The sequence below is a fragment of the Streptomyces lanatus genome (assembly GCF_014655715.1).
GTDB lineage: Bacteria > Actinomycetota > Actinomycetes > Streptomycetales > Streptomycetaceae > Streptomyces > Streptomyces lanatus.
In genome coordinates this window covers 349,522-365,922 of record NZ_BNBM01000005.1, presented here as the reverse complement: position 1 = coordinate 365,922, position 16,401 = coordinate 349,522, and the positions used below count along the sequence as shown (strand labels likewise).

Here is a 16,401-nt window from a genome sequence, read left to right as displayed (position 1 = left end):
CACCTTCTCTTCCCCCGGGCGGGCCCGGTTGCCCGCTTCTCTACTCCTTGTGACGCGTGCGAGGTGCCGTGGCTATGCCAGTCGAGGAAAGAAAAATCTTCGGCCCCCGCAGCCACCGGACATGCGAAGAGGCCGGGTCCGATACGGACCCGGCCCTCCACTTCCACCGCTACGCGCTCAGCCCCACTTGTACCCGTCGCCGAAGAGCAGGAAGTGCTCCAGCACATCCTCCATCGGATCGTCCACCTGCCCCACGTTGACGAGTCCGATCCGCGGACCGTTGTGCGAGGCGGTGTTGGTCTCGTCGGCCCAGGCGTTCCCGGCCGGCAACCAGCACACGGCACCCACGCCCAGCGCACCGACCACCAGGCGCAGTGCCACCCGGCCCCGCCCACTCATCTTCACTCGACCCGTCATCAGCTCTCGGCCCTCATCTCGTCGGTTCGGCGTGTGATCGGAAACTGCTTCCACCCGTTCATCTGCCTGGACCGCGCCGAGGTCACGGTGAGTAACCCGTAAGTGAGCGTGCCGCGTTGATCAGCGACAGCCGAATCAGTTGTGGCTGTGCAGGATCTCGTTCAGTCCGCCCCACACCGCGTTGTTCGGGCGGGCCTCGACCGTGCCGGTGACCGAGTTGCGGCGGAAGAGGATGTTGGAGGCGCCGGACAGCTCGCGGGCCTTGACGATCTGGCCGTCGGGCATCGTCACGCGGGTGCCCGCCGTGACGTACAGGCCCGCCTCGACCACGCACTCGTCGCCGAGCGCGATACCGACGCCCGCCTCGGCGCCGATCAGGCAGCGCTCGCCGACGGAGATGATCACATTGCCGCCGCCGGACAGGGTGCCCATCGTGGAGGCACCGCCACCGATGTCGGAGCCGTCGCCGATCACGACGCCCGCGGAGATACGGCCCTCGACCATGGAGGTGCCGAGCGTGCCGGCGTTGAAGTTGACGAAGCCCTCGTGCATGACGGTGGTGCCCTCGGCGAGGTGCGCGCCGAGCCGCACACGGTCGGCGTCGGCGATCCGGACGCCCTTCGGCGCCACGTAGTCCGTCATGCGCGGGAACTTGTCGACCGAGGTCACCTGGAGGTGCAGTCCCTCGGCGCGGGCGTTCAGCCGGACCTTCTCCACGTCGTCCACGGCGACCGGGCCGAGCGAGGTCCAGGCGACGTTGGCGAGGAAGCCGAACTGGCCCTCCAGGCTCAGGCCGTGCGGCTTGACCAGGCGGTGCGAGAGCAGGTGCAGACGCAGGTAGACGTCGTGCGCGTCGATCGGCTTCTCGTCGATCGAGGCGATGACCGTACGGACCGCGATGACCTCGACGCCGCGCCGGTCGTCCGGCCCGATCGCCTTGGCGGCACCTTCACCGAGCAGCTCGACGGCCCGCTCGGCCGACAGCCGCTCACTGCCGGAGGGGCCGGGCTCGGCGACGAGCTCGGGCGCGGGGAACCAGGTGTCGAGAACAGTGCCGTCAGCGGCGATGGTGGCGAGCCCGGCGGCCACGGCGCCGGTGGTGCGAGGAGCAGTCGTATCGGTCATAAGGGCAACCTAACGTGACGCCGCCCGCTCGGGCGAACCGGCGCCCGGCCGTCTCATGTGCCGGTCAGCGGCGGGGCGCCTTCTCTTGCTCACCCGTGCGAGGAGTGCTTCCAAGCGCCGGGATCTGCATCCCCCTCAGGGGCGCGGGGCTGTATCAATATGCGGCTCCGCCGCGCGGGCGCGACCAGCAGCCCCCACACGACCCGCACCCGACATCGGACCCGCCCCGCCCGCACTCAAGAAATCACCCGCCCCAAAACCTCCCGCGCATACCCCTCGTCATACGGCACCTCCGTCAGCAACACCTGCAGACAGATCCCGTCCAGCACCGCCACCAACGCCCGCGCCGTCACCGGATCCGTCCGGCCACTAAGACAGTCGGCCAGGTCGCTGGCCCACTCCGCGGCGACCGGACGCAGCGCCGGCCGACGCAGCGCCGCGAGGTAGAGCTCGTACTCCAGCTCGACCCCCGTGCGGTCGCCCGCGAGCCACTCGCCCATCCAGGCCGCGAGCTCGGTGGCCAGGTCGGTGTGCGGGTCCTCCAGGCCGCCGCGCGAGGCGATGACCTTGGCGAAACCCTCGTTGGCCTGGCGCAGCGCGGCGACCAGCAGGTCGTCGAGGGTCTTGAAGTGGTACGTCGTCGAGCCGAGCGGCACATCCGCCTCGGCGGCGACGGTGCGGTGGCTCAGCCCGGCGATGCCCTTCTCCCCGACGACCCGGATCGCGGCGTCGATGATCCGCTGGCGCCGCTCGGGGTCGTAGCGCCGGGCCATCAGTGCGCACCGCCCAGGTTCAGCACGACCACCCCGACGATGATCAGCGCGATACCGGCGGCCTTGGTGGCCGTCAGGCCCTCCCCCATGAACAGGATCCCGATGGTGGCGATGGCGGCGGTGCCCACGCCGGCCCAGATCGCGTAGGCCGTGCCCACGGACACCGTCTTCAGGGTCTGGGCGAGCAGCGCGAAGGAGATGAGGTAGCCGAGGGCGGTCAGCGTCGACGGCAGCGCCTTGCTGAAGCCGTCGCTGTACTTCATGGCCGTCGTGGCGGCGACCTCGGCCGCTATGGCTCCGGCGAGCAGCAGGTATCCCATATGTACAAGCGTACACAACGTTGCGTACACCCGTACACAAACACCTGAGCCACATGGTCACCAAAAGGTTCCCCAGTCACGGAAAAGTGCGTTCTTCCATGTCAGCGTTCACTCTCCTACGGTTTTCGAGTAACCACTGGAGAGCACGAGCAGCGCACGAGTGAGGACGGACGGCATGGCCATCACCCTGGTGAACCCGAGCGGACTGGCGAAGATCGACGCCTACCGGCAGGTGTCGATCGCGAGCGGATCGAAGCTGGTCTTCGTCGCCGGACAGGTCGCCTGGGACGCGGAGGGCGTCGACGTCGGGCCGGGCGACCTCGCCGCCCAGGTCGAGCAGTGCTACGTCAATGTCGCCACCGCCCTCGCCGCGGCCGGCGGCTCCTTCGACGACGTGGCGAAGCTGAACGTCCACGTCGTCGACTGGACCCCCGACAAGATGCCCCTGCTCATGGAGGGCATCACCCGCGCCGCCGCCAGGCTGGGGGTCACCCCGGTACCACCGGCCACACTGCTGGGTGTCGCCGCCCTGGACGTGCCCGAGCATCTGGTCGAGGTCGAGGCCACCGCGGTCCTGGACTGAGCGGGCCCTCTTCGGGCACGCCGGATCAGCAGGTACGGCGGAGGTATCCGGTCTCCCCCTCCGGTACGACGTCCAGGTCACGCAGCACCACCGACAGCCTGTCCCCCCACTCGGCGCAGGCCGCGGTGAGGCCGTCCGGGCGGTACTCGATGACGAGGACCCGGTCGTCGTAGGCGTCCGCGTAGGCGCCGCACTCGTCGTACTGTCCGCACTCCTCGGCGACCGCGAAGTCGAAGCCGAGGGCGTGCCCCTGCCGTGCCAGGCCGGCGGCGTTCTTCTGCCCTATCGCAAGCCCTGCGGCATGGGCGCGGGCGGCGAGGAGCTTGCCGAAGGCCACGTTGTCCGCCGCGGTCAGCTGCCCGTCGGACCGCTCGTTGGAATCGAGGTTGTCGGCCTCGACCGCCTGGAATCCGGACGCCGCGCAGCCGTCGATCCACTTCCCCACGATCCCGGCGAGCCGTTCACGCTTGGCGGCCGTCGAGATGTCCAGCAGGGCCTCGTCCCAGTCCTGGTCGACGACGAGTCCGCCGTCGTCGTCCTGGAGCAGCAGATCGGGGTGGTGGGCCCGCCACCAGCCCTCGGAGTCCGGCTGGGCCTGGAAGGCGTTGACGTAGCAGATGCTGTAGACGCCGGGCGCCGGTTTCGCGGTGCGGTCCCGGGAGACCACGCGCACGCCGGCCGGGGGCGGGTAGGCGCCGCCGATCTGGTAGTCGAAGGCGGCACCCGACTCGGGCGGCACGACCTTGCCCGAAGTCGGGGGCGTGGAGGGGCCGTTGGTGGGCCCGCCGCCGTCACCGTCCCCGCCGCCGGACGCCGTACAGCCGCCGACGGCCAGGACGAGCGCACCGCACAGTGCGACGGCGGAGGGGACGCGGTGGACCATGATCCGGAGGCTCCTGTCAGTGCGCGATCCAGGGTGCTGCCCGGCCATGATGCCCTGCTCAGCGCTCCCTGCTCGCTCGACTCCGGATCCACACCCGGAGCCGCTCCCGATCCACACTCGGAGCCGCTGCCGATCCCCCCTCGGTCCGCTCCCGGCCGCCCCGACATCGATGTGGATACGGCTCGTTCCAAACAGGTGCTCCAACACCACTGGGTCCACTAGTGTTTCACCGTTCACATACCGGTCCTTCGCAGCCGCGGCCGTCGTCTCATGACGCCGCTGGAGGAACACCGCATGCCTCTAAACAAGTCCCGGTCGCCTCGGGATCAACCCTGGGAGAACGGCTGGGCCCCGGACACCTCGCGGGCACCGGGGACACGCCGGCTGTGGCTGGCGGGCGGGATGGCGGTGGCGACGATCGTCGCCTGCGCCACGGCGATCGCCGTATCGGAAAGGCATTCTGACGACGCGTCAGCGACGGCCGCGCCGTCCGCCGAGGACACGTCGGTCCCGGGTCTGATCTCCTTCGCCACACCGTCGGCGACTCCCCGGAAGGACAAGAGCGGCCTGCCGACCGAGCGGCCGACGACCAAGGCGCCCGAGCGGCACGACTCCGCCTCGCCCAAGCCCTCGTCGAAGCCGCCTGCCCACGAGACCGGTTCACCGACGAAGGCACCCAAGCCCCCGGCCGCCACCACGACTTGGCGTTCCGTACGTGCGGTCAACTACCCCGACCGCTACTGGCATGTGAGCGACGGCCTCGTCGCACTCGACCCTGTCCGTGGCTCGGAATCCCGTGAGGACTCCACCTTCAAGCAGGTCAAGGGGCTCGCCAACAGCTCCTGTCTCTCCTTCGCCACGCACGACGGCAAGTATCTGCGCCACCGCAACTTCGTCCTGCGCGCCGAACGCAACGACGGCTCCGCCCTGTTCGCCCAGGACGCCACCTTCTGCGCCCGCGGCTCCGGCTACTCCGGCGGGACCATGCTGGAGTCGGTCAACTACCCGGGCTACTTCCTCCGGCACAAGAACTTCGTCGTCCGCCTCGAACGCTACGACCACAGCTCCCTGTACCGGGCGGACTCGTCGTTCCGGCTCGTATCCGGGCTGACCTGAGCCCGGCCCGGGTACCGGAAAGCGGCGGCACCCGGCAGGTGCCGCCGCTTCCGTGTGAAATGGGAAGTCTCAGACGTTGAACCCCAGCGCCCGAAGCTGCTCGCGGCCGTCGTCCGTGATCTTGTCCGGGCCCCACGGCGGCATCCAGACCCAGTTGATGCGCAGCTCGCTGACGAGGCCGTCCGTGGCGGACTTGGCCTGGTCCTCGATGACATCCGTCAGCGGACAGGCCGCCGAGGTCAGGGTCATGTCGAGGGTCGCGATGTTCGCCTCGTCGATGTGGATGCCGTAGATCAGTCCGAGGTTGACGACGTCGATGCCCAGTTCGGGGTCGACGACGTCGTACAGCGCCTCGCGGACCTCTTCCTCCGAGGCCGGCTTCATCTCAACGGTCTCGCTCATGCCGTCTTCCTTTCGGCGTCGGCTCCGCCCAGGGCCTGGGCCGTCGCGTCCTTCCACGCCATCCAGCTGAGGAGGGCGCACTTGACCCGGGCCGGGTACTTGGAGACGCCGGCGAACGCCACCGCGTCCTCCAGGACATCCTCCATCGCGTCGTCGGGCTCGATCCTCCCCTTGGACTGCATCAGCTCCAGGAAGGTCTCCTGGATCTTCTGCGCGTCGGAGAGGTCCTTGCCGACGAGGAGTTCGTTCAGTACGGACGCGCTCGCCTGGCTGATGGAACAGCCCTGGCCCTCGTACGAGACGTCCTCGATCTTCGTGCCGTCGTACTTCACACGCAGGGTGATCTCATCGCCGCACGTCGGGTTCACGTGGTGCACCTCGGCGTCGCCATCCCTCAGACCACGCCCGTGGGGGTTCTTGTAGTGGTCCAGGATGACTTCCTGGTACATCGAATCCAGCTTCATGCGTCGCTCGTCCCGTCCCGTCAGCCGAAGAAGTTCCGTACGTGCTCCAGGCCGTCCACCAGAGCGTCGATCTCGGCCGGCGTGGAGTACAGATAGAACGACGCTCGCGTGGTCGCAGGAATTCCATAGCGCAGGCAGACGGGGCGGGCGCAGTGGTGGCCGACCCGGACCGCGATGCCCTGCTCGTCGAGAACCTGCCCCACGTCGTGCGGGTGGATGTCGCCGAGGGTGAAGGAGATCGCGGCGCCGCGGTCCTCGGCCGTGGTCGGGCCGATAATCCGCAGGTCGGGGATCTCCGCCAGCCGCTTCACCGCGTACTCGGTGAGGGCGTGCTCATGGGCGAGGATCTTGTCCATGCCGATCGAGTTGAGATAGTCGATCGCCGCGCCGAGACCGATCGCCTGGGAGACCGGGGGGGTGCCCGCCTCGAACTTGTGCGGCGCCGGGGCGTAGGTGGACGAGTGCATCGACACCGTCTCGATCATCTCGCCGCCGCCGAGGAACGGGGGCAGGTCCTCAAGCAGCTCCTGGCGGCCCCAGAGCACACCGATGCCGGTCGGACCGCACATCTTGTGGCCGGTGAAGGCCACGAAGTCGGCCTGGAGGGACTGCACGTCCAGCGGCATGTGCGGCGCGGCCTGCGAGGCGTCGATGCAGACCAGCGCACCGACCTCCTGCGCACGGCGCACTATCGCCTCGACCGGGTTGAGCGTGCCCAGGATGTTCGACACCAGCACGAAGGAGACGATCTTCGTCTTCTCCGTGATGACCTCGTCGATGTTGGACAGGTCGAGACGGCCGTCGTCGGTGAGGCCGAACCACTTCAGCTTCGCGCCGGTGCGCTGCGCGAGCAGCTGCCAGGGCACGATGTTGGAGTGGTGCTCCATCTCCGTGATGACGATCTCGGTCTCATGGTCCACCCGGTAGGGCTCGTCGGCCCAGCCCAGCATGTTGGCCACGAGGTTCAGCGACTCGGAGGCGTTCTTGGTGAAGATCACCTCGTCGCGCGAGGGCGCGTTGATGAACTCCGCGACCTTGTCGCGTGCGCCCTCGTACAGCGCCGTGGCCTCCTCGGCGAGGACGTGCACGCCACGGTGGACGTTGGCGTTGTGCTGCTCGTAGTACTCGGAGAGCACGTCGAGGACCTGGCGCGGCGTCTGCGAGGTCGCCGCGTTGTCCAGGTACACGAGCTTCTTGCCGTCGTGGACGACGCGGTCCAGGATCGGGAAGTCCTTGCGGAGCGCCTCGGTGTCGAGGAGGCCCGGCAGCTGTGTCACGCGGATGCGCCACCCTTCGTGTATGCCTCGTAGCCCTCGGCCTCCAGCTTGTCGGCGAGCTCGGGGCCGCCGGACTCGGCGATGCGGCCGGCCGCGAATACGTGGACGTGGTCGGGCTTGATGTAGCGCAGGATGCGCGTGTAGTGGGTGATCAGCAGGGTGCCGACCTCGCCGGTCTCACGGACCCGGTTCACGCCCTCGGAGACGACGCGCAGGGCGTCGACGTCCAGACCGGAGTCGGTCTCGTCGAGGATCGCGACCTTCGGCTTGAGCAGCTCCAGCTGAAGGATCTCGTGGCGCTTCTTCTCACCGCCGGAGAAGCCCTCGTTGACATTGCGCTCGGCGAAGGCGGGGTCCATGTTGAGGCGGGCCATCGCCTCCTTGACCTCCTTCACCCAGGTGCGCAGCTTGGGGGCCTCGCCGCGGATGGCGGTGGCGGAGGTGCGCAGGAAGTTGGAGACCGAGACGCCGGGGACCTCGACCGGGTACTGCATCGCGAGGAACAGGCCGGCGCGGGCGCGCTCGTCGACGGACATCTCCAGGACGTCCTCGCCGTCGAGGGTGACGGAGCCGGAGGTGATCGTGTACTTCGGGTGACCCGCGAGCGAGTAGGCGAGGGTCGACTTGCCGGAGCCGTTGGGGCCCATGATGGCGTGCGTCTCGCCCTGCTTCACGGTGAGGTCGACGCCCTTGAGGATCTCCTTCGTGGCGTTGTCGGCCTCGACGGTGACGTGCAGGTCGCGGATTTCAAGCGTTGCCATGGGTGCCTCAGGACTCCTGGTTGAGGGAGGCGCGGACGTCGACAAGGACGCTGCCCCCTTCGATCTTTACGGGGTATACGGGGACGGGGCGCGTCGCGGGAAGGCCGGACGGCTTACCGGTGCGCAGGTCGAAGCTGGAGCCGTGCAGCCAGCACTCGATCTGGCAGTCCTCCACCTCGCCCTCGGAGAGCGACACGTTCGCGTGGGAGCAGATGTCGTAGATCGCGAACACCTCGCCCTCGGTCTGCACGACCGAGACCGGCGTGCCGTCGAGTTCCACCCGCTTCGGGGTGTCCTCCTCCAGCTCGCTCAGCCCACAGGCGCGTACGTACGTCATGCGACGGACGCCTCCAGCTCCTCTTCGATCTTCGCGATGAGGCGCTCCTCGATGTCCGGGACACCGATCTGCTGGACCAGCTCGGCGAAGAAGCCACGGACGACGAGGCGGCGGGCCTCGTGCTCCGGGATGCCGCGGGCCATCAGGTAGAAGAGCTGCTCGTCGTCGAAGCGGCCGGTGGCGGAGGCGTGGCCGGCGCCGACGATCTCGCCGGTCTCGATCTCCAGGTTCGGCACGGAGTCGACACGGGCGCCGTCGGTCAGAACCAGGTTGCGGTTCATCTCGTAGGTGTCGGTGCCCTCGGCCTTGGCCTCGATCAGCACGTCACCGATCCACACCGCGTGCGCGTCTTCGCCCTGGAGCGCGCCCTTGTAGGCGACGTTCGACTTGCAGTGCGGGGTGTTGTGGTCGACCAGCAGGCGGTGCTCCTGGTGCTGGCCGGCGTCCGTGAAGTACAGGCCGTAAAGCTCGGCCTCGCCGCCGGTGCCGGCGTAGGAGACGCGCGGGTGCAGCCGTACGAGGTCGCCGCCGAAGGTGACGACGACGGACTTGAAGGAGGCGTCGCGGCCGACGAGGGCGTTGTGCTGGGCCACGTGCACGGCCTTGTCGTCCCAGTCCTGGACGGAGACGACGGTCAGCTTGGCTCCGTCACCGAGGATGTAGTCGACGTTGGCGGCGAGCACCGCGTCACCGGTGTGGTCGATGACGACGACGGCCTCAGCGAAGGCTCCGAGCTCGACGACCTGGTGGCCGTAGCGGACCCCGCCCTCGCCGTGCACGGCGATGCGGATCGGCTCGGTGAGGACCGTCTCCTTGGGGACGGTGACCACGCCGGCCTTCTCGAACGCGGAGTACGCCTGGGCGGCGATGCGGTCCACCGGGGTGCCCGCCCTGCCGAGCCGGGCGTCGTCACGGCCGACGGTCTCGACGGTGACGCCCTCGGGGGCCTGGACGTCGACCTTCACGCCGTCACCGGTCGCGGCGGCGGTGCCGTCGTGCAGCCCGCGCAGGCGCTCAAGCGGGGTGAACCGCCACTCCTCCTCGCGGCCGTGCGGTACCGGGAAGTCGGCCACGTCGAAGGACGGGGGCGCACTCATGCGCGTGGCGACGGTCGACTCGGCGGCCACCGCGATCGAGCCGGCGGTGGTGCTGCCCACCGGGATGTTCTGAGCCTCAGCCATGGCTGTCGGTCTGCTCTCTTTCCTGCGTTTGCGATCTTCGGCCCGCCCCGGGGAGGCGGGCCGCCTGCTGCTTCGGGTGGTGGCGGCCTTAGCCGACCGCGCCTTCCATCTGCAGCTCGATCAGCCGGTTGAGCTCGAGGGCGTACTCCATCGGCAGCTCCTTGGCGATCGGCTCGACGAAGCCGCGCACGATCATCGCCATCGCCTCGTCCTCGGAGAGACCGCGGCTCATCAGGTAGAAGAGCTGGTCCTCGGAGACCTTGGAGACGGTCGCCTCGTGGCCCATGGAGACGTCGTCCTCGCGGACGTCGACGTACGGGTAGGTGTCCGAGCGGGAGATGGTGTCGACGAGCAGAGCGTCACAGAGCACGTTGGACTTCGCACCCGGGGCGCCCTCGCCGATCTCGATCAGACCGCGGTAGGAGGTACGGCCACCGCCACGCGCCACGGACTTCGAGACGATGTTGGACGAGGTGTTCGGGGCCATGTGGACCATCTTGGCGCCGGCGTCCTGGTGCTGGCCCTCGCCCGCGAAGGCGATGGACAGGGTCTCGCCCTTGGCGTGCTCGCCCATCAGGTAAACGGCCGGGTACTTCATCGTCACCTTGGAGCCGATGTTGCCGTCGACCCACTCCATGGTGGCGCCCTCATAGGCGACGGCGCGCTTGGTGACCAGGTTGTAGACGTTGTTCGACCAGTTCTGGATGGTCGTGTAGCGGCAGCGGGCGCCCTTCTTCACGATGATCTCGACGACCGCGGAGTGCAGGGAGTCCGACTTGTAGATCGGGGCCGTGCAGCCCTCGACGTAGTGGACGTAAGCGTCCTCGTCGACGATGATCAGCGTCCGCTCGAACTGGCCCATGTTCTCGGTGTTGATCCGGAAGTAGGCCTGGAGCGGGATCTCCACGTGCACGCCCTTCGGCACGTAGATGAAGGAGCCGCCCGACCACACGGCGGTGTTCAGCGACGCGAACTTGTTGTCACCGACCGGGATGACGGTCCCGAAGTACTCCTTGAAGAGCTCCGGGTGCTCCTTCAGGGCGGTGTCGGTGTCCAGGAAGATGACGCCCTGCTCCTCCAGGTCCTCGCGGATCTGGTGGTAGACGACCTCGGACTCGTACTGGGCCGCGACACCGGCGACGAGGCGCTGCTTCTCCGCCTCGGGGATGCCGAGCTTGTCGTACGTGTTCTTGATGTCCTCGGGCAGGTCCTCCCAGGACTCCGCCTGCTTCTCCGTGGAGCGTACGAAGTACTTGATGTTGTCGAAGTCGATACCGGAAAGGTCCGAGCCCCAGTTCGGCATGGGCTTCTTGTCGAACAGGCGCAGGCCCTTGAGACGAAGCTTGGTCATCCACTCCGGCTCGGACTTCTTCGCGGAGATGTCCTTGACGACATCCTCGCTCAGACCGCGCTTCGCAGAGGCGCCGGCTTCGTCGGAGTCGGCCCAGCCGTATTCGTACTTACCCAGGCCCTCGAGCTCAGGGTGGGCAGTCTCCTCGATGGGGAGAGTCATGCGGGGTTCCTCCCGGCCGTGCTTGCGGATGCGTTATCGGTGTGGTGGGAAATCTTCGGGATGAACGTCGTGCAGACGCCGTCGCCGTGCGCGATCGTGGCCAGTCTCTGGACGTGCGTTCCGAGCAGCTCGGCGAAGATCTCCGTCTCCGCCTCGCACAGCTGGGGGAACTGCTCCGCGACATGGGCGACCGGGCAGTGGTGCTGGCAGAGCTGCTCGCCTTTTTGAGGGAGGGGTGCGCTGCGCGCCGTAGCAGCGTACCCGTCGACGCTCAAGGCCTTGGCCAGGGCTTCGGTCCGCTCATCGGGGCTGACGGACTCGATCGCCTTGCGGTAGGCGCTCGCCTGGGCGGCGATCCGGGCGCGGGCGAAGGCGGCGACCGCCTCGCTCCCGCCCTCGCGCTCGGCGATCCACTTGAGGGCGTCGGCGGCGAGCTTGTCGTACGACTGGTCGAAGGCGTCGCGGCCGCAGTCGGTGAGCGCGAAGACCTTGGCGGGACGGCCACGCGTGCGCGTGCCGTACACCCGCTGTTCCCGGGCCTCCACGACGTCGTCCGCGACCAGCGCGTCCAGATGCCTGCGTACGGCGGCCTGGGTGAGCCCCAGCCGGCCGGCCAGCTCGGCGACGGTCGACGGGCCGTGGTCCAGGATGGACCGCGCGACCCGGTTGCGCGTGGAACGCTCCCCGGTCGCGAGCTCCTCCTGAGGGGTCCCCGTGGGGGTCACCCGAGCCTCGCCGACGTTTTTCACAACGCCATTGTTGCGTAATTCCTCAGGACCGGGCAAGCCGCGCCCGCATCCCTCGACGGTGCCCTACGTCACTTAGGCATACCTAATCTGACCTGCGGAAACGATCATTGATCGATCAATTCGGTGGCGTCCCGGGATACCTTCCGGAACACTCCCGAACCATGCCCACACCCCCTCCGACCGGCCCTCTTGTCACTCGGGACACCCTCGCCGCAGAACTGCGCGAGCTCGGCGTCCAAACCGGTGAGACGCTCCTGGTGCACTCCTCGCTCAGCTCGCTCGGCTGGGTCTGTGGAGGTCCCGTCGCGGTGGTCCAGGGACTGCTCGACGTCCTCGGCCCCGAGGGCACGCTGGTGGTCCCCACCCAGACCGGCGACCTCTCGGATCCGGCGGTGTGGAGCAACCCACCCGTTCCCGAGGAGTGGTGGGGGACCGTTCGGGCGACCATGCCCGCGTACGACCCGGCCGTCACGCCCACGCGCGGGGTCGGCGTGATCCCGGAGACCGTACGGACCTGGCCGGGCGCCCTGCGCAGCGCGCACCCCCAGACGTCCTTCGCCGCCGTCGGCCCCCGCGCGGGCGAGATCGTCGCAGGCCACGCCCTCGACTGCCGGCTCGGCGAGCGCAGCCCGCTGGCCCGCCTGGAGGCACTCCACGCGCGCGTGCTGCTGCTCGGCGCCGGCTACGACGCCTGCACCGGCTTCCATCTGGCCGAGTACCGGATCCCGTCACCGCTGGTGAAAGTGGGGCGACCGGGGCCCGCGGGGTGGGAGGTGGTGACCGAGGTGTCGATCACCTCCGAGCGGTTCGACGAGCTCGGTCATGACTTCGAGCGGGACCGTCCCGTCGTACGGGGAAAGGTGGGCGCGGCCCGCGTGCGGCTGTTTCCGGTGGTGGACGCGGTGGCGTACGCGGTGCGATGGCTGGAGACGCACCGGCCCCGCGCGGAGGAGATATGAGGGCGGCCGTATGGGGAGATGTGAACCCGGCCGTATGGGGGACGGATCGCGTACCTAGACTCTGGAGCCATGCGAACTGAGCCCGTGCTCCAGGTCCAGGCCCTGGTGAAGCGGTACGGCGGCAAAACCGCGGTGGACGGCCTCGACCTGGTGGCCCGGGCCGGTGTCACCGCCGTACTCGGACCCAATGGCGCGGGCAAGACGACGACGGTCGAGACCTGCGAGGGATACCGGAAGCCGGACGCCGGCACGGTGCGTGTCCTGGGCCTCGACCCGATACGGCAGTCCGGCGCGCTGCGGCCCCGGATCGGCGTGATGCTCCAGTCCGGCGGCGTCTACTCGGGCGCGCGGGCGGACGAGATGCTGCGCCATGTCGCGAAGCTGCACGCGCATCCGCTGGACGTCGACGCCCTCATCGAGCGGCTCGGGCTCGGCGGCTGCGGCCGGACCAGTTACCGCCGCCTCTCCGGCGGCCAGCAGCAGCGGCTCGCGCTCGCCATGGCCGTGGTCGGGCGCCCGGAGCTGGTGTTCCTGGACGAGCCGACCGCGGGTCTTGACCCGCAGGCCCGCCGGGCCACCTGGGACCTGATCCGCGACCTGCGCGCCGACGGCGTCTCCGTGATCCTCACGACCCACTACATGGACGAGGCCGAGCAGCTCGCCGATGACGTCGCGATCATCGACGCCGGCCGTGTCATCGCCCAGGGCTCCCCCGAGGACCTGTGCCGCGGCGGCGCCGAGAACACCCTCCGCTTCACCGGCCGCCCCGGCCTCGACGTGGGGTCCCTGCTCAAGGCCCTGCCCGCCGACTGCTCGGCCGCGGAGCTGACGCCGGGCTCGTATCGCGTCGTCGGCAAGGTCGACCCACAGCTGCTCGCGACCGTGACGTCGTGGTGTGCGCAGCACGGGGTGATGCCGGACCGGATCTCGGTCGAGCGGCACACCCTCGAAGACGTCTTCCTGGAGCTGACCGGCAAGGAGCTGCGCTCGTGACCACCGCTGGGACCTACGCACCCGAGCCGGGCGCCGCCCCTCTCCCCCGCATGATCGGGGCACAGGCGGCCCTGGAGACGAAGATGCTGCTGCGCAACGGCGAGCAGCTGCTCCTGACCGTCGTGATCCCCACCCTGCTGCTGGTCCTCTTCAGCGCGGTGGACATCGTCGACACCGGCGCCGGCAAGGCCGTCGACTTCCTCGCCCCCGGCATCCTCGCGCTCGCCGTGATGTCGACGGCGTTCACGGGGCAGGCCATCGCCACGGGCTTCGAGCGCCGGTACGGCGTGCTGAAGCGGCTGGCCTCCTCGCCGCTGCCGCGCTGGGGCCTGATGACGGCGAAGACGGTGTCGGTGCTGGTCACCGAGGTGCTGCAGATCGTCCTGCTGACGGTGATCGCGTTCGCGCTGGGCTGGTCGCCGCACGGCAACCCGCTCGCCGTCCTGCTCCTGCTGATCCTCGGCACCGCCGCCTTCTCCGGGCTCGGCCTGCTGATGGCCGGCACGCTCAAGGCCGAGGCGACGCTGGCCGCCGCCAACCTGGTGTTCCTGCTGCTGCTCGTCGGCGGCGGGGTGATCGTCCCGCTGGACAAGTTCCCGGACGCCGCCCAGGACGTGCTCGGTCTGCTGCCCATCTCCGCGCTCTCCGACGGTCTGCGGGACGTCCTCCAGCACGGGGCCGGGATGCCGTGGGGCGACCTGGGGATCCTGGCCGTGTGGGCGGTCGTCGGGCTGGCGGCGGCCGGCAGGTTCTTCCGCTGGGAGTAGGGCTCCATGGGGCCAGTGCGGACCCTCGTGAAAGCGTGCACAAGCGGCCGCCTACGATAGTGCGCGTGCCAAACGTGACCCGCGCCGACGCCGTAGCGGCCGTGCGCAACCCGCTCGCCTTCATCGCCGCACGCTGGACCCCCACTCCGAGGACGGTCCGACGGGCGGCGCTCGCCGCGCTCGTGATGTCGGTGCTCATCGTGGTCACCGGCGGCGCGGTCCGCCTGACCGGGTCCGGGCTCGGCTGCCCGACCTGGCCCAAGTGCACCGACGACTCGCTCACCGCCACCAGCGAGATGGGCCTGCACGGCGCCATCGAGTTCGGCAACCGCATGCTGACGTACGTGCTGTGCGCCGCCGTCGGCTGGGCGATCATCGCCGCGCGGGCCACGAAGCCGTACCGGCGTGACGTCACCCGCCTGGGCTGGGCCCAGTTCTGGATCGTGATGAGCAACGCCGTGCTCGGCGGCATCGTCGTCCTGGTCGGCCTCAACCCGTACACGGTCGCGGCCCACTTCGTGGCGACGTCCGCGCTCATCGCCGTCGCCACGGTGATGTGGCAGCGCACCCGGGAGGGCGACGATGCGCCGCGGCCCCTGGTGGGCAAGGCGGTGCAGCAACTGGTGTGGGTCCTGGTCGCGGCCTCGGCGCTGCTGATCCTGGTCGGCACCGTGGTCACCGGCGCGGGCCCGCACGCGGGCGACTCCAGCGAGGTCGAGCGGATGCCGGTCGACTGGGAGAACGTCACCAAGCTGCACGCCGTGCTGGCGTGGATCGTGGTCACCCTGGCCTTCGCGCTCTGGTTCGTCCTCAAGGCGGTCGACGCCCCGAAGGGCCCCCTGAACCGCACCCGCGACCTCTTCCTGATCCTGCTCGGGCAGGGCGTCATCGGGTACGTCCAGTACTTCACGGACCTGCCGGAACTTCTCGTCGGCCTGCACATGTTCGGCTCGGCCCTGGTCTGGATCGCCACGCTCCGCGTACTGCTGGCGCTGCGGGAACGGCCGCATGTCGAGATCGAGGTGCCGGTTCAGTCGTACGACGCCACGAGCGCGTCGATCGCCGGCCCCAGGTAGTCCCGCGTCAGCCCGGCCCTGCGCGCCGTCCACTCCTTAGTGGGCGGCGCGGCCCCGTCGTAGCGGCGCCGGCGGATGTCCTCGACGACGTCCACGGGCGCCCCGAAACCGGGCAGCAGGTCCAGCGCCTCGCGTTTGGAAATCAGCCGTCCCTCGCGCACGGTGACGCTCGCCCGCGCGAAGGTGATCAGACCCAGGTCGACCCACACGTCCCGCGTCCACAGCGGGGCGTTGTCGACGGCCGACCGCCAGAAGTCCCGCTGGTCGCGCACGACGAAGTCGCCGAGTTCCCGGTCCGTCACCGGCGGCAGCAGCGCGTCGGGGGCGCTTCCATGCAGCACCCGCCCGAAGGCGTGCAGTTCGCTCCGGGTCACCGGGGTGACCGGCCGTTTGAACAGCTGCTCGTGCGCCCAGGTGAGGTGGCGCCGGGCGGGATCGTCCACGGCGTCCGGTGTCAGGTAGGTGCAGTGCAACAACCCGGCCAACGGTTCGGCCCGCAACCGGGCGTGCAGCGTGGCCAGCCGCCAGAGGGTGCGGGGCGTGAGCGGCCCTTGCAGTACGGCGATCAGGTCCAGGTCGCTGCGGCCCTCCTGGTAGTCGCCGCCGGCGAGCGAGCCGTGCGCCCAGACGGCCAGCGGCGCGATCGGTTCCAGCTCGGACAGGAAACGGTCGAGTAAGGCGTCGGTTCGGCTCATACGCCCAGTC

Annotated in this window: 20 protein-coding genes; 6 read left to right on the top strand and 14 right to left on the bottom strand. The window is 69.4% G+C overall.

Features of this window, described 5'->3' with window-relative positions:
• Positions 1-177: 177 nt before the first annotated feature.
• From IE325_RS16515 to IE325_RS16500, 4 genes are all read right to left on the bottom strand, one after another.
• Positions 178-399, bottom strand: coding sequence for a hypothetical protein (locus tag IE325_RS16515; RefSeq protein ID WP_229911850.1), 222 nt, complete (start codon positions 397-399; stop codon positions 178-180).
• 153 nt (positions 400-552) lie between these two features.
• Positions 553-1,542, bottom strand: a complete 990-nt coding sequence (dapD, locus tag IE325_RS16510) for a 2,3,4,5-tetrahydropyridine-2,6-dicarboxylate N-succinyltransferase (protein ID WP_190070655.1) — start codon at positions 1,540-1,542, stop codon at positions 553-555.
• A 236-nt stretch (positions 1,543-1,778) separates the two neighbouring features.
• Complete coding sequence (locus IE325_RS16505; protein ID WP_190070654.1) at positions 1,779-2,315, bottom strand: TetR/AcrR family transcriptional regulator; 537 nt, start codon at positions 2,313-2,315, stop codon at positions 1,779-1,781.
• Entirely contained in the window at positions 2,315-2,635 is a 321-nt protein-coding gene (locus tag IE325_RS16500; RefSeq protein WP_190070653.1) for a DMT family transporter, read from the bottom strand. The genes IE325_RS16505 and IE325_RS16500 overlap by 1 nt, the downstream gene beginning before the upstream one ends.
• A gap of 175 nt (positions 2,636-2,810) precedes the next feature.
• Here IE325_RS16500 and IE325_RS16495 point away from each other — a divergent pair, with 175 nt between their 5' ends.
• Positions 2,811-3,218 (top strand): RidA family protein, encoded by a 408-nt coding sequence (locus IE325_RS16495; RefSeq protein WP_190070652.1) that lies wholly within the window; start codon positions 2,811-2,813, stop codon positions 3,216-3,218.
• A 25-nt stretch (positions 3,219-3,243) separates the two neighbouring features.
• Here the strand turns inward: IE325_RS16495 and IE325_RS16490 are convergent, their stop codons facing one another.
• Positions 3,244-4,101: an endo alpha-1,4 polygalactosaminidase gene (locus tag IE325_RS16490; RefSeq protein WP_190070651.1), complete on the bottom strand. Its 858-nt coding sequence runs from the start codon at positions 4,099-4,101 to the stop codon at positions 3,244-3,246.
• 294 nt (positions 4,102-4,395) lie between these two features.
• Here IE325_RS16490 and IE325_RS16485 point away from each other — a divergent pair, with 294 nt between their 5' ends.
• Positions 4,396-5,217, top strand: a complete 822-nt coding sequence (locus IE325_RS16485; protein WP_190070650.1) for an AbfB domain-containing protein — start codon at positions 4,396-4,398, stop codon at positions 5,215-5,217.
• A 69-nt stretch (positions 5,218-5,286) separates the two neighbouring features.
• Here IE325_RS16485 and IE325_RS16480 read toward each other — a convergent pair whose 3' ends face one another.
• The 8 genes from IE325_RS16480 to IE325_RS16445 all read right to left on the bottom strand — a co-directional run bounded on the left by IE325_RS16480 (position 5,287) and on the right by IE325_RS16445 (position 11,901).
• Positions 5,287-5,619: a metal-sulfur cluster assembly factor gene (locus IE325_RS16480; RefSeq protein ID WP_053670670.1), complete on the bottom strand. Its 333-nt coding sequence runs from the start codon at positions 5,617-5,619 to the stop codon at positions 5,287-5,289.
• Positions 5,616-6,083 carry a Fe-S cluster assembly sulfur transfer protein SufU gene (gene sufU, locus IE325_RS16475; protein ID WP_190070649.1) on the bottom strand — a complete coding sequence of 156 codons (468 nt, stop codon included), beginning with the start codon at positions 6,081-6,083 and terminating at the stop codon, positions 5,616-5,618. The genes IE325_RS16480 and sufU overlap by 4 nt, the downstream gene beginning before the upstream one ends.
• A gap of 20 nt (positions 6,084-6,103) precedes the next feature.
• On the bottom strand, positions 6,104-7,360 hold the full coding sequence (locus IE325_RS16470) for a cysteine desulfurase (RefSeq protein ID WP_190070648.1): 1,257 nt from the start codon (positions 7,358-7,360) through the stop codon (positions 6,104-6,106).
• Positions 7,357-8,121: a Fe-S cluster assembly ATPase SufC gene (gene sufC, locus IE325_RS16465; protein ID WP_190070647.1), complete on the bottom strand. Its 765-nt coding sequence runs from the start codon at positions 8,119-8,121 to the stop codon at positions 7,357-7,359. The genes IE325_RS16470 and sufC overlap by 4 nt, the downstream gene beginning before the upstream one ends.
• Positions 8,122-8,128: 7 nt before the next feature.
• The gene (locus tag IE325_RS16460) at positions 8,129-8,458 is read right to left on the bottom strand and encodes a non-heme iron oxygenase ferredoxin subunit (protein ID WP_190070646.1); all 330 of its coding nucleotides are present in this window, start codon (positions 8,456-8,458) and stop codon (positions 8,129-8,131) included.
• Positions 8,455-9,639 carry a Fe-S cluster assembly protein SufD gene (gene sufD, locus IE325_RS16455; RefSeq protein WP_190070645.1) on the bottom strand — a complete coding sequence of 395 codons (1,185 nt, stop codon included), beginning with the start codon at positions 9,637-9,639 and terminating at the stop codon, positions 8,455-8,457. Before sufD ends, IE325_RS16460 begins: the two co-directional genes overlap by 4 nt.
• A gap of 88 nt (positions 9,640-9,727) precedes the next feature.
• On the bottom strand, positions 9,728-11,152 hold the full coding sequence (sufB, locus tag IE325_RS16450; RefSeq protein ID WP_190070644.1) for a Fe-S cluster assembly protein SufB: 1,425 nt from the start codon (positions 11,150-11,152) through the stop codon (positions 9,728-9,730).
• Entirely contained in the window at positions 11,149-11,901 is a 753-nt protein-coding gene (locus IE325_RS16445; RefSeq protein WP_190070643.1) for a helix-turn-helix transcriptional regulator, read from the bottom strand. Before IE325_RS16445 ends, sufB begins: the two co-directional genes overlap by 4 nt.
• Before the next feature lie 161 nt (positions 11,902-12,062).
• Between IE325_RS16445 and IE325_RS16440 the strand changes: the two genes are divergently transcribed.
• The 4 genes from IE325_RS16440 (at position 12,063) to IE325_RS16425 (ending at position 15,696) form a co-directional block, all read left to right on the top strand.
• Positions 12,063-12,860 (top strand): AAC(3) family N-acetyltransferase, encoded by a 798-nt coding sequence (locus IE325_RS16440; RefSeq protein ID WP_190070642.1) that lies wholly within the window; start codon positions 12,063-12,065, stop codon positions 12,858-12,860.
• A gap of 69 nt (positions 12,861-12,929) precedes the next feature.
• Entirely contained in the window at positions 12,930-13,853 is a 924-nt protein-coding gene (locus IE325_RS16435) for an ABC transporter ATP-binding protein (protein WP_190070641.1), read from the top strand.
• 50 nt (positions 13,854-13,903) lie between these two features.
• Positions 13,904-14,620: an ABC transporter permease gene (locus tag IE325_RS16430; RefSeq protein ID WP_229911849.1), complete on the top strand. Its 717-nt coding sequence runs from the start codon at positions 13,904-13,906 to the stop codon at positions 14,618-14,620.
• Positions 14,621-14,685: 65 nt separating this feature from the next.
• The gene (locus IE325_RS16425) at positions 14,686-15,696 is read left to right on the top strand and encodes a COX15/CtaA family protein (RefSeq protein ID WP_190070639.1); all 1,011 of its coding nucleotides are present in this window, start codon (positions 14,686-14,688) and stop codon (positions 15,694-15,696) included.
• Here IE325_RS16425 and IE325_RS16420 read toward each other — a convergent pair.
• Entirely contained in the window at positions 15,651-16,391 is a 741-nt protein-coding gene (locus IE325_RS16420) for a nucleotidyltransferase domain-containing protein (RefSeq protein ID WP_190070638.1), read from the bottom strand. The two genes, IE325_RS16425 and IE325_RS16420, sit on opposite strands and share 46 nt — an antisense overlap.
• Between the last annotated feature and the right edge of the window lie 10 nt (positions 16,392-16,401).

Excerpts from the sequence above, each read along its gene's own strand:
- IE325_RS16515 (WP_229911850.1), bottom strand. The coding sequence starts at position 399 with ATGAGTGGGCGGGGCCGGGTGGCACTGCGCCTGGTGGTCGGTGCGCTG.
- dapD (WP_190070655.1), bottom strand. The coding sequence starts at position 1,542 with ATGACCGATACGACTGCTCCTCGCACCACCGGCGCCGTGGCCGCCGGG.
- IE325_RS16505 (WP_190070654.1), bottom strand. The coding sequence starts at position 2,315 with ATGGCCCGGCGCTACGACCCCGAGCGGCGCCAGCGGATCATCGACGCC.
- IE325_RS16500 (WP_190070653.1), bottom strand. The coding sequence starts at position 2,635 with ATGGGATACCTGCTGCTCGCCGGAGCCATAGCGGCCGAGGTCGCCGCC.
- IE325_RS16495 (WP_190070652.1), top strand. The coding sequence starts at position 2,811 with ATGGCCATCACCCTGGTGAACCCGAGCGGACTGGCGAAGATCGACGCC.
- IE325_RS16490 (WP_190070651.1), bottom strand. The coding sequence starts at position 4,101 with ATGGTCCACCGCGTCCCCTCCGCCGTCGCACTGTGCGGTGCGCTCGTC.
- IE325_RS16485 (WP_190070650.1), top strand. The coding sequence starts at position 4,396 with ATGCCTCTAAACAAGTCCCGGTCGCCTCGGGATCAACCCTGGGAGAAC.
- IE325_RS16480 (WP_053670670.1), bottom strand. The coding sequence starts at position 5,619 with ATGAGCGAGACCGTTGAGATGAAGCCGGCCTCGGAGGAAGAGGTCCGC.
- sufU (WP_190070649.1), bottom strand. The coding sequence starts at position 6,083 with ATGAAGCTGGATTCGATGTACCAGGAAGTCATCCTGGACCACTACAAG.
- sufC (WP_190070647.1), bottom strand. The coding sequence starts at position 8,121 with ATGGCAACGCTTGAAATCCGCGACCTGCACGTCACCGTCGAGGCCGAC.
- IE325_RS16460 (WP_190070646.1), bottom strand. The coding sequence starts at position 8,458 with ATGACGTACGTACGCGCCTGTGGGCTGAGCGAGCTGGAGGAGGACACC.
- sufD (WP_190070645.1), bottom strand. The coding sequence starts at position 9,639 with ATGGCTGAGGCTCAGAACATCCCGGTGGGCAGCACCACCGCCGGCTCG.
- sufB (WP_190070644.1), bottom strand. The coding sequence starts at position 11,152 with ATGACTCTCCCCATCGAGGAGACTGCCCACCCTGAGCTCGAGGGCCTG.
- IE325_RS16440 (WP_190070642.1), top strand. The coding sequence starts at position 12,063 with ATGCCCACACCCCCTCCGACCGGCCCTCTTGTCACTCGGGACACCCTC.
- IE325_RS16435 (WP_190070641.1), top strand. The coding sequence starts at position 12,930 with ATGCGAACTGAGCCCGTGCTCCAGGTCCAGGCCCTGGTGAAGCGGTAC.
- IE325_RS16430 (WP_229911849.1), top strand. The coding sequence starts at position 13,904 with ATGATCGGGGCACAGGCGGCCCTGGAGACGAAGATGCTGCTGCGCAAC.
- IE325_RS16420 (WP_190070638.1), bottom strand. The coding sequence starts at position 16,391 with ATGAGCCGAACCGACGCCTTACTCGACCGTTTCCTGTCCGAGCTGGAA.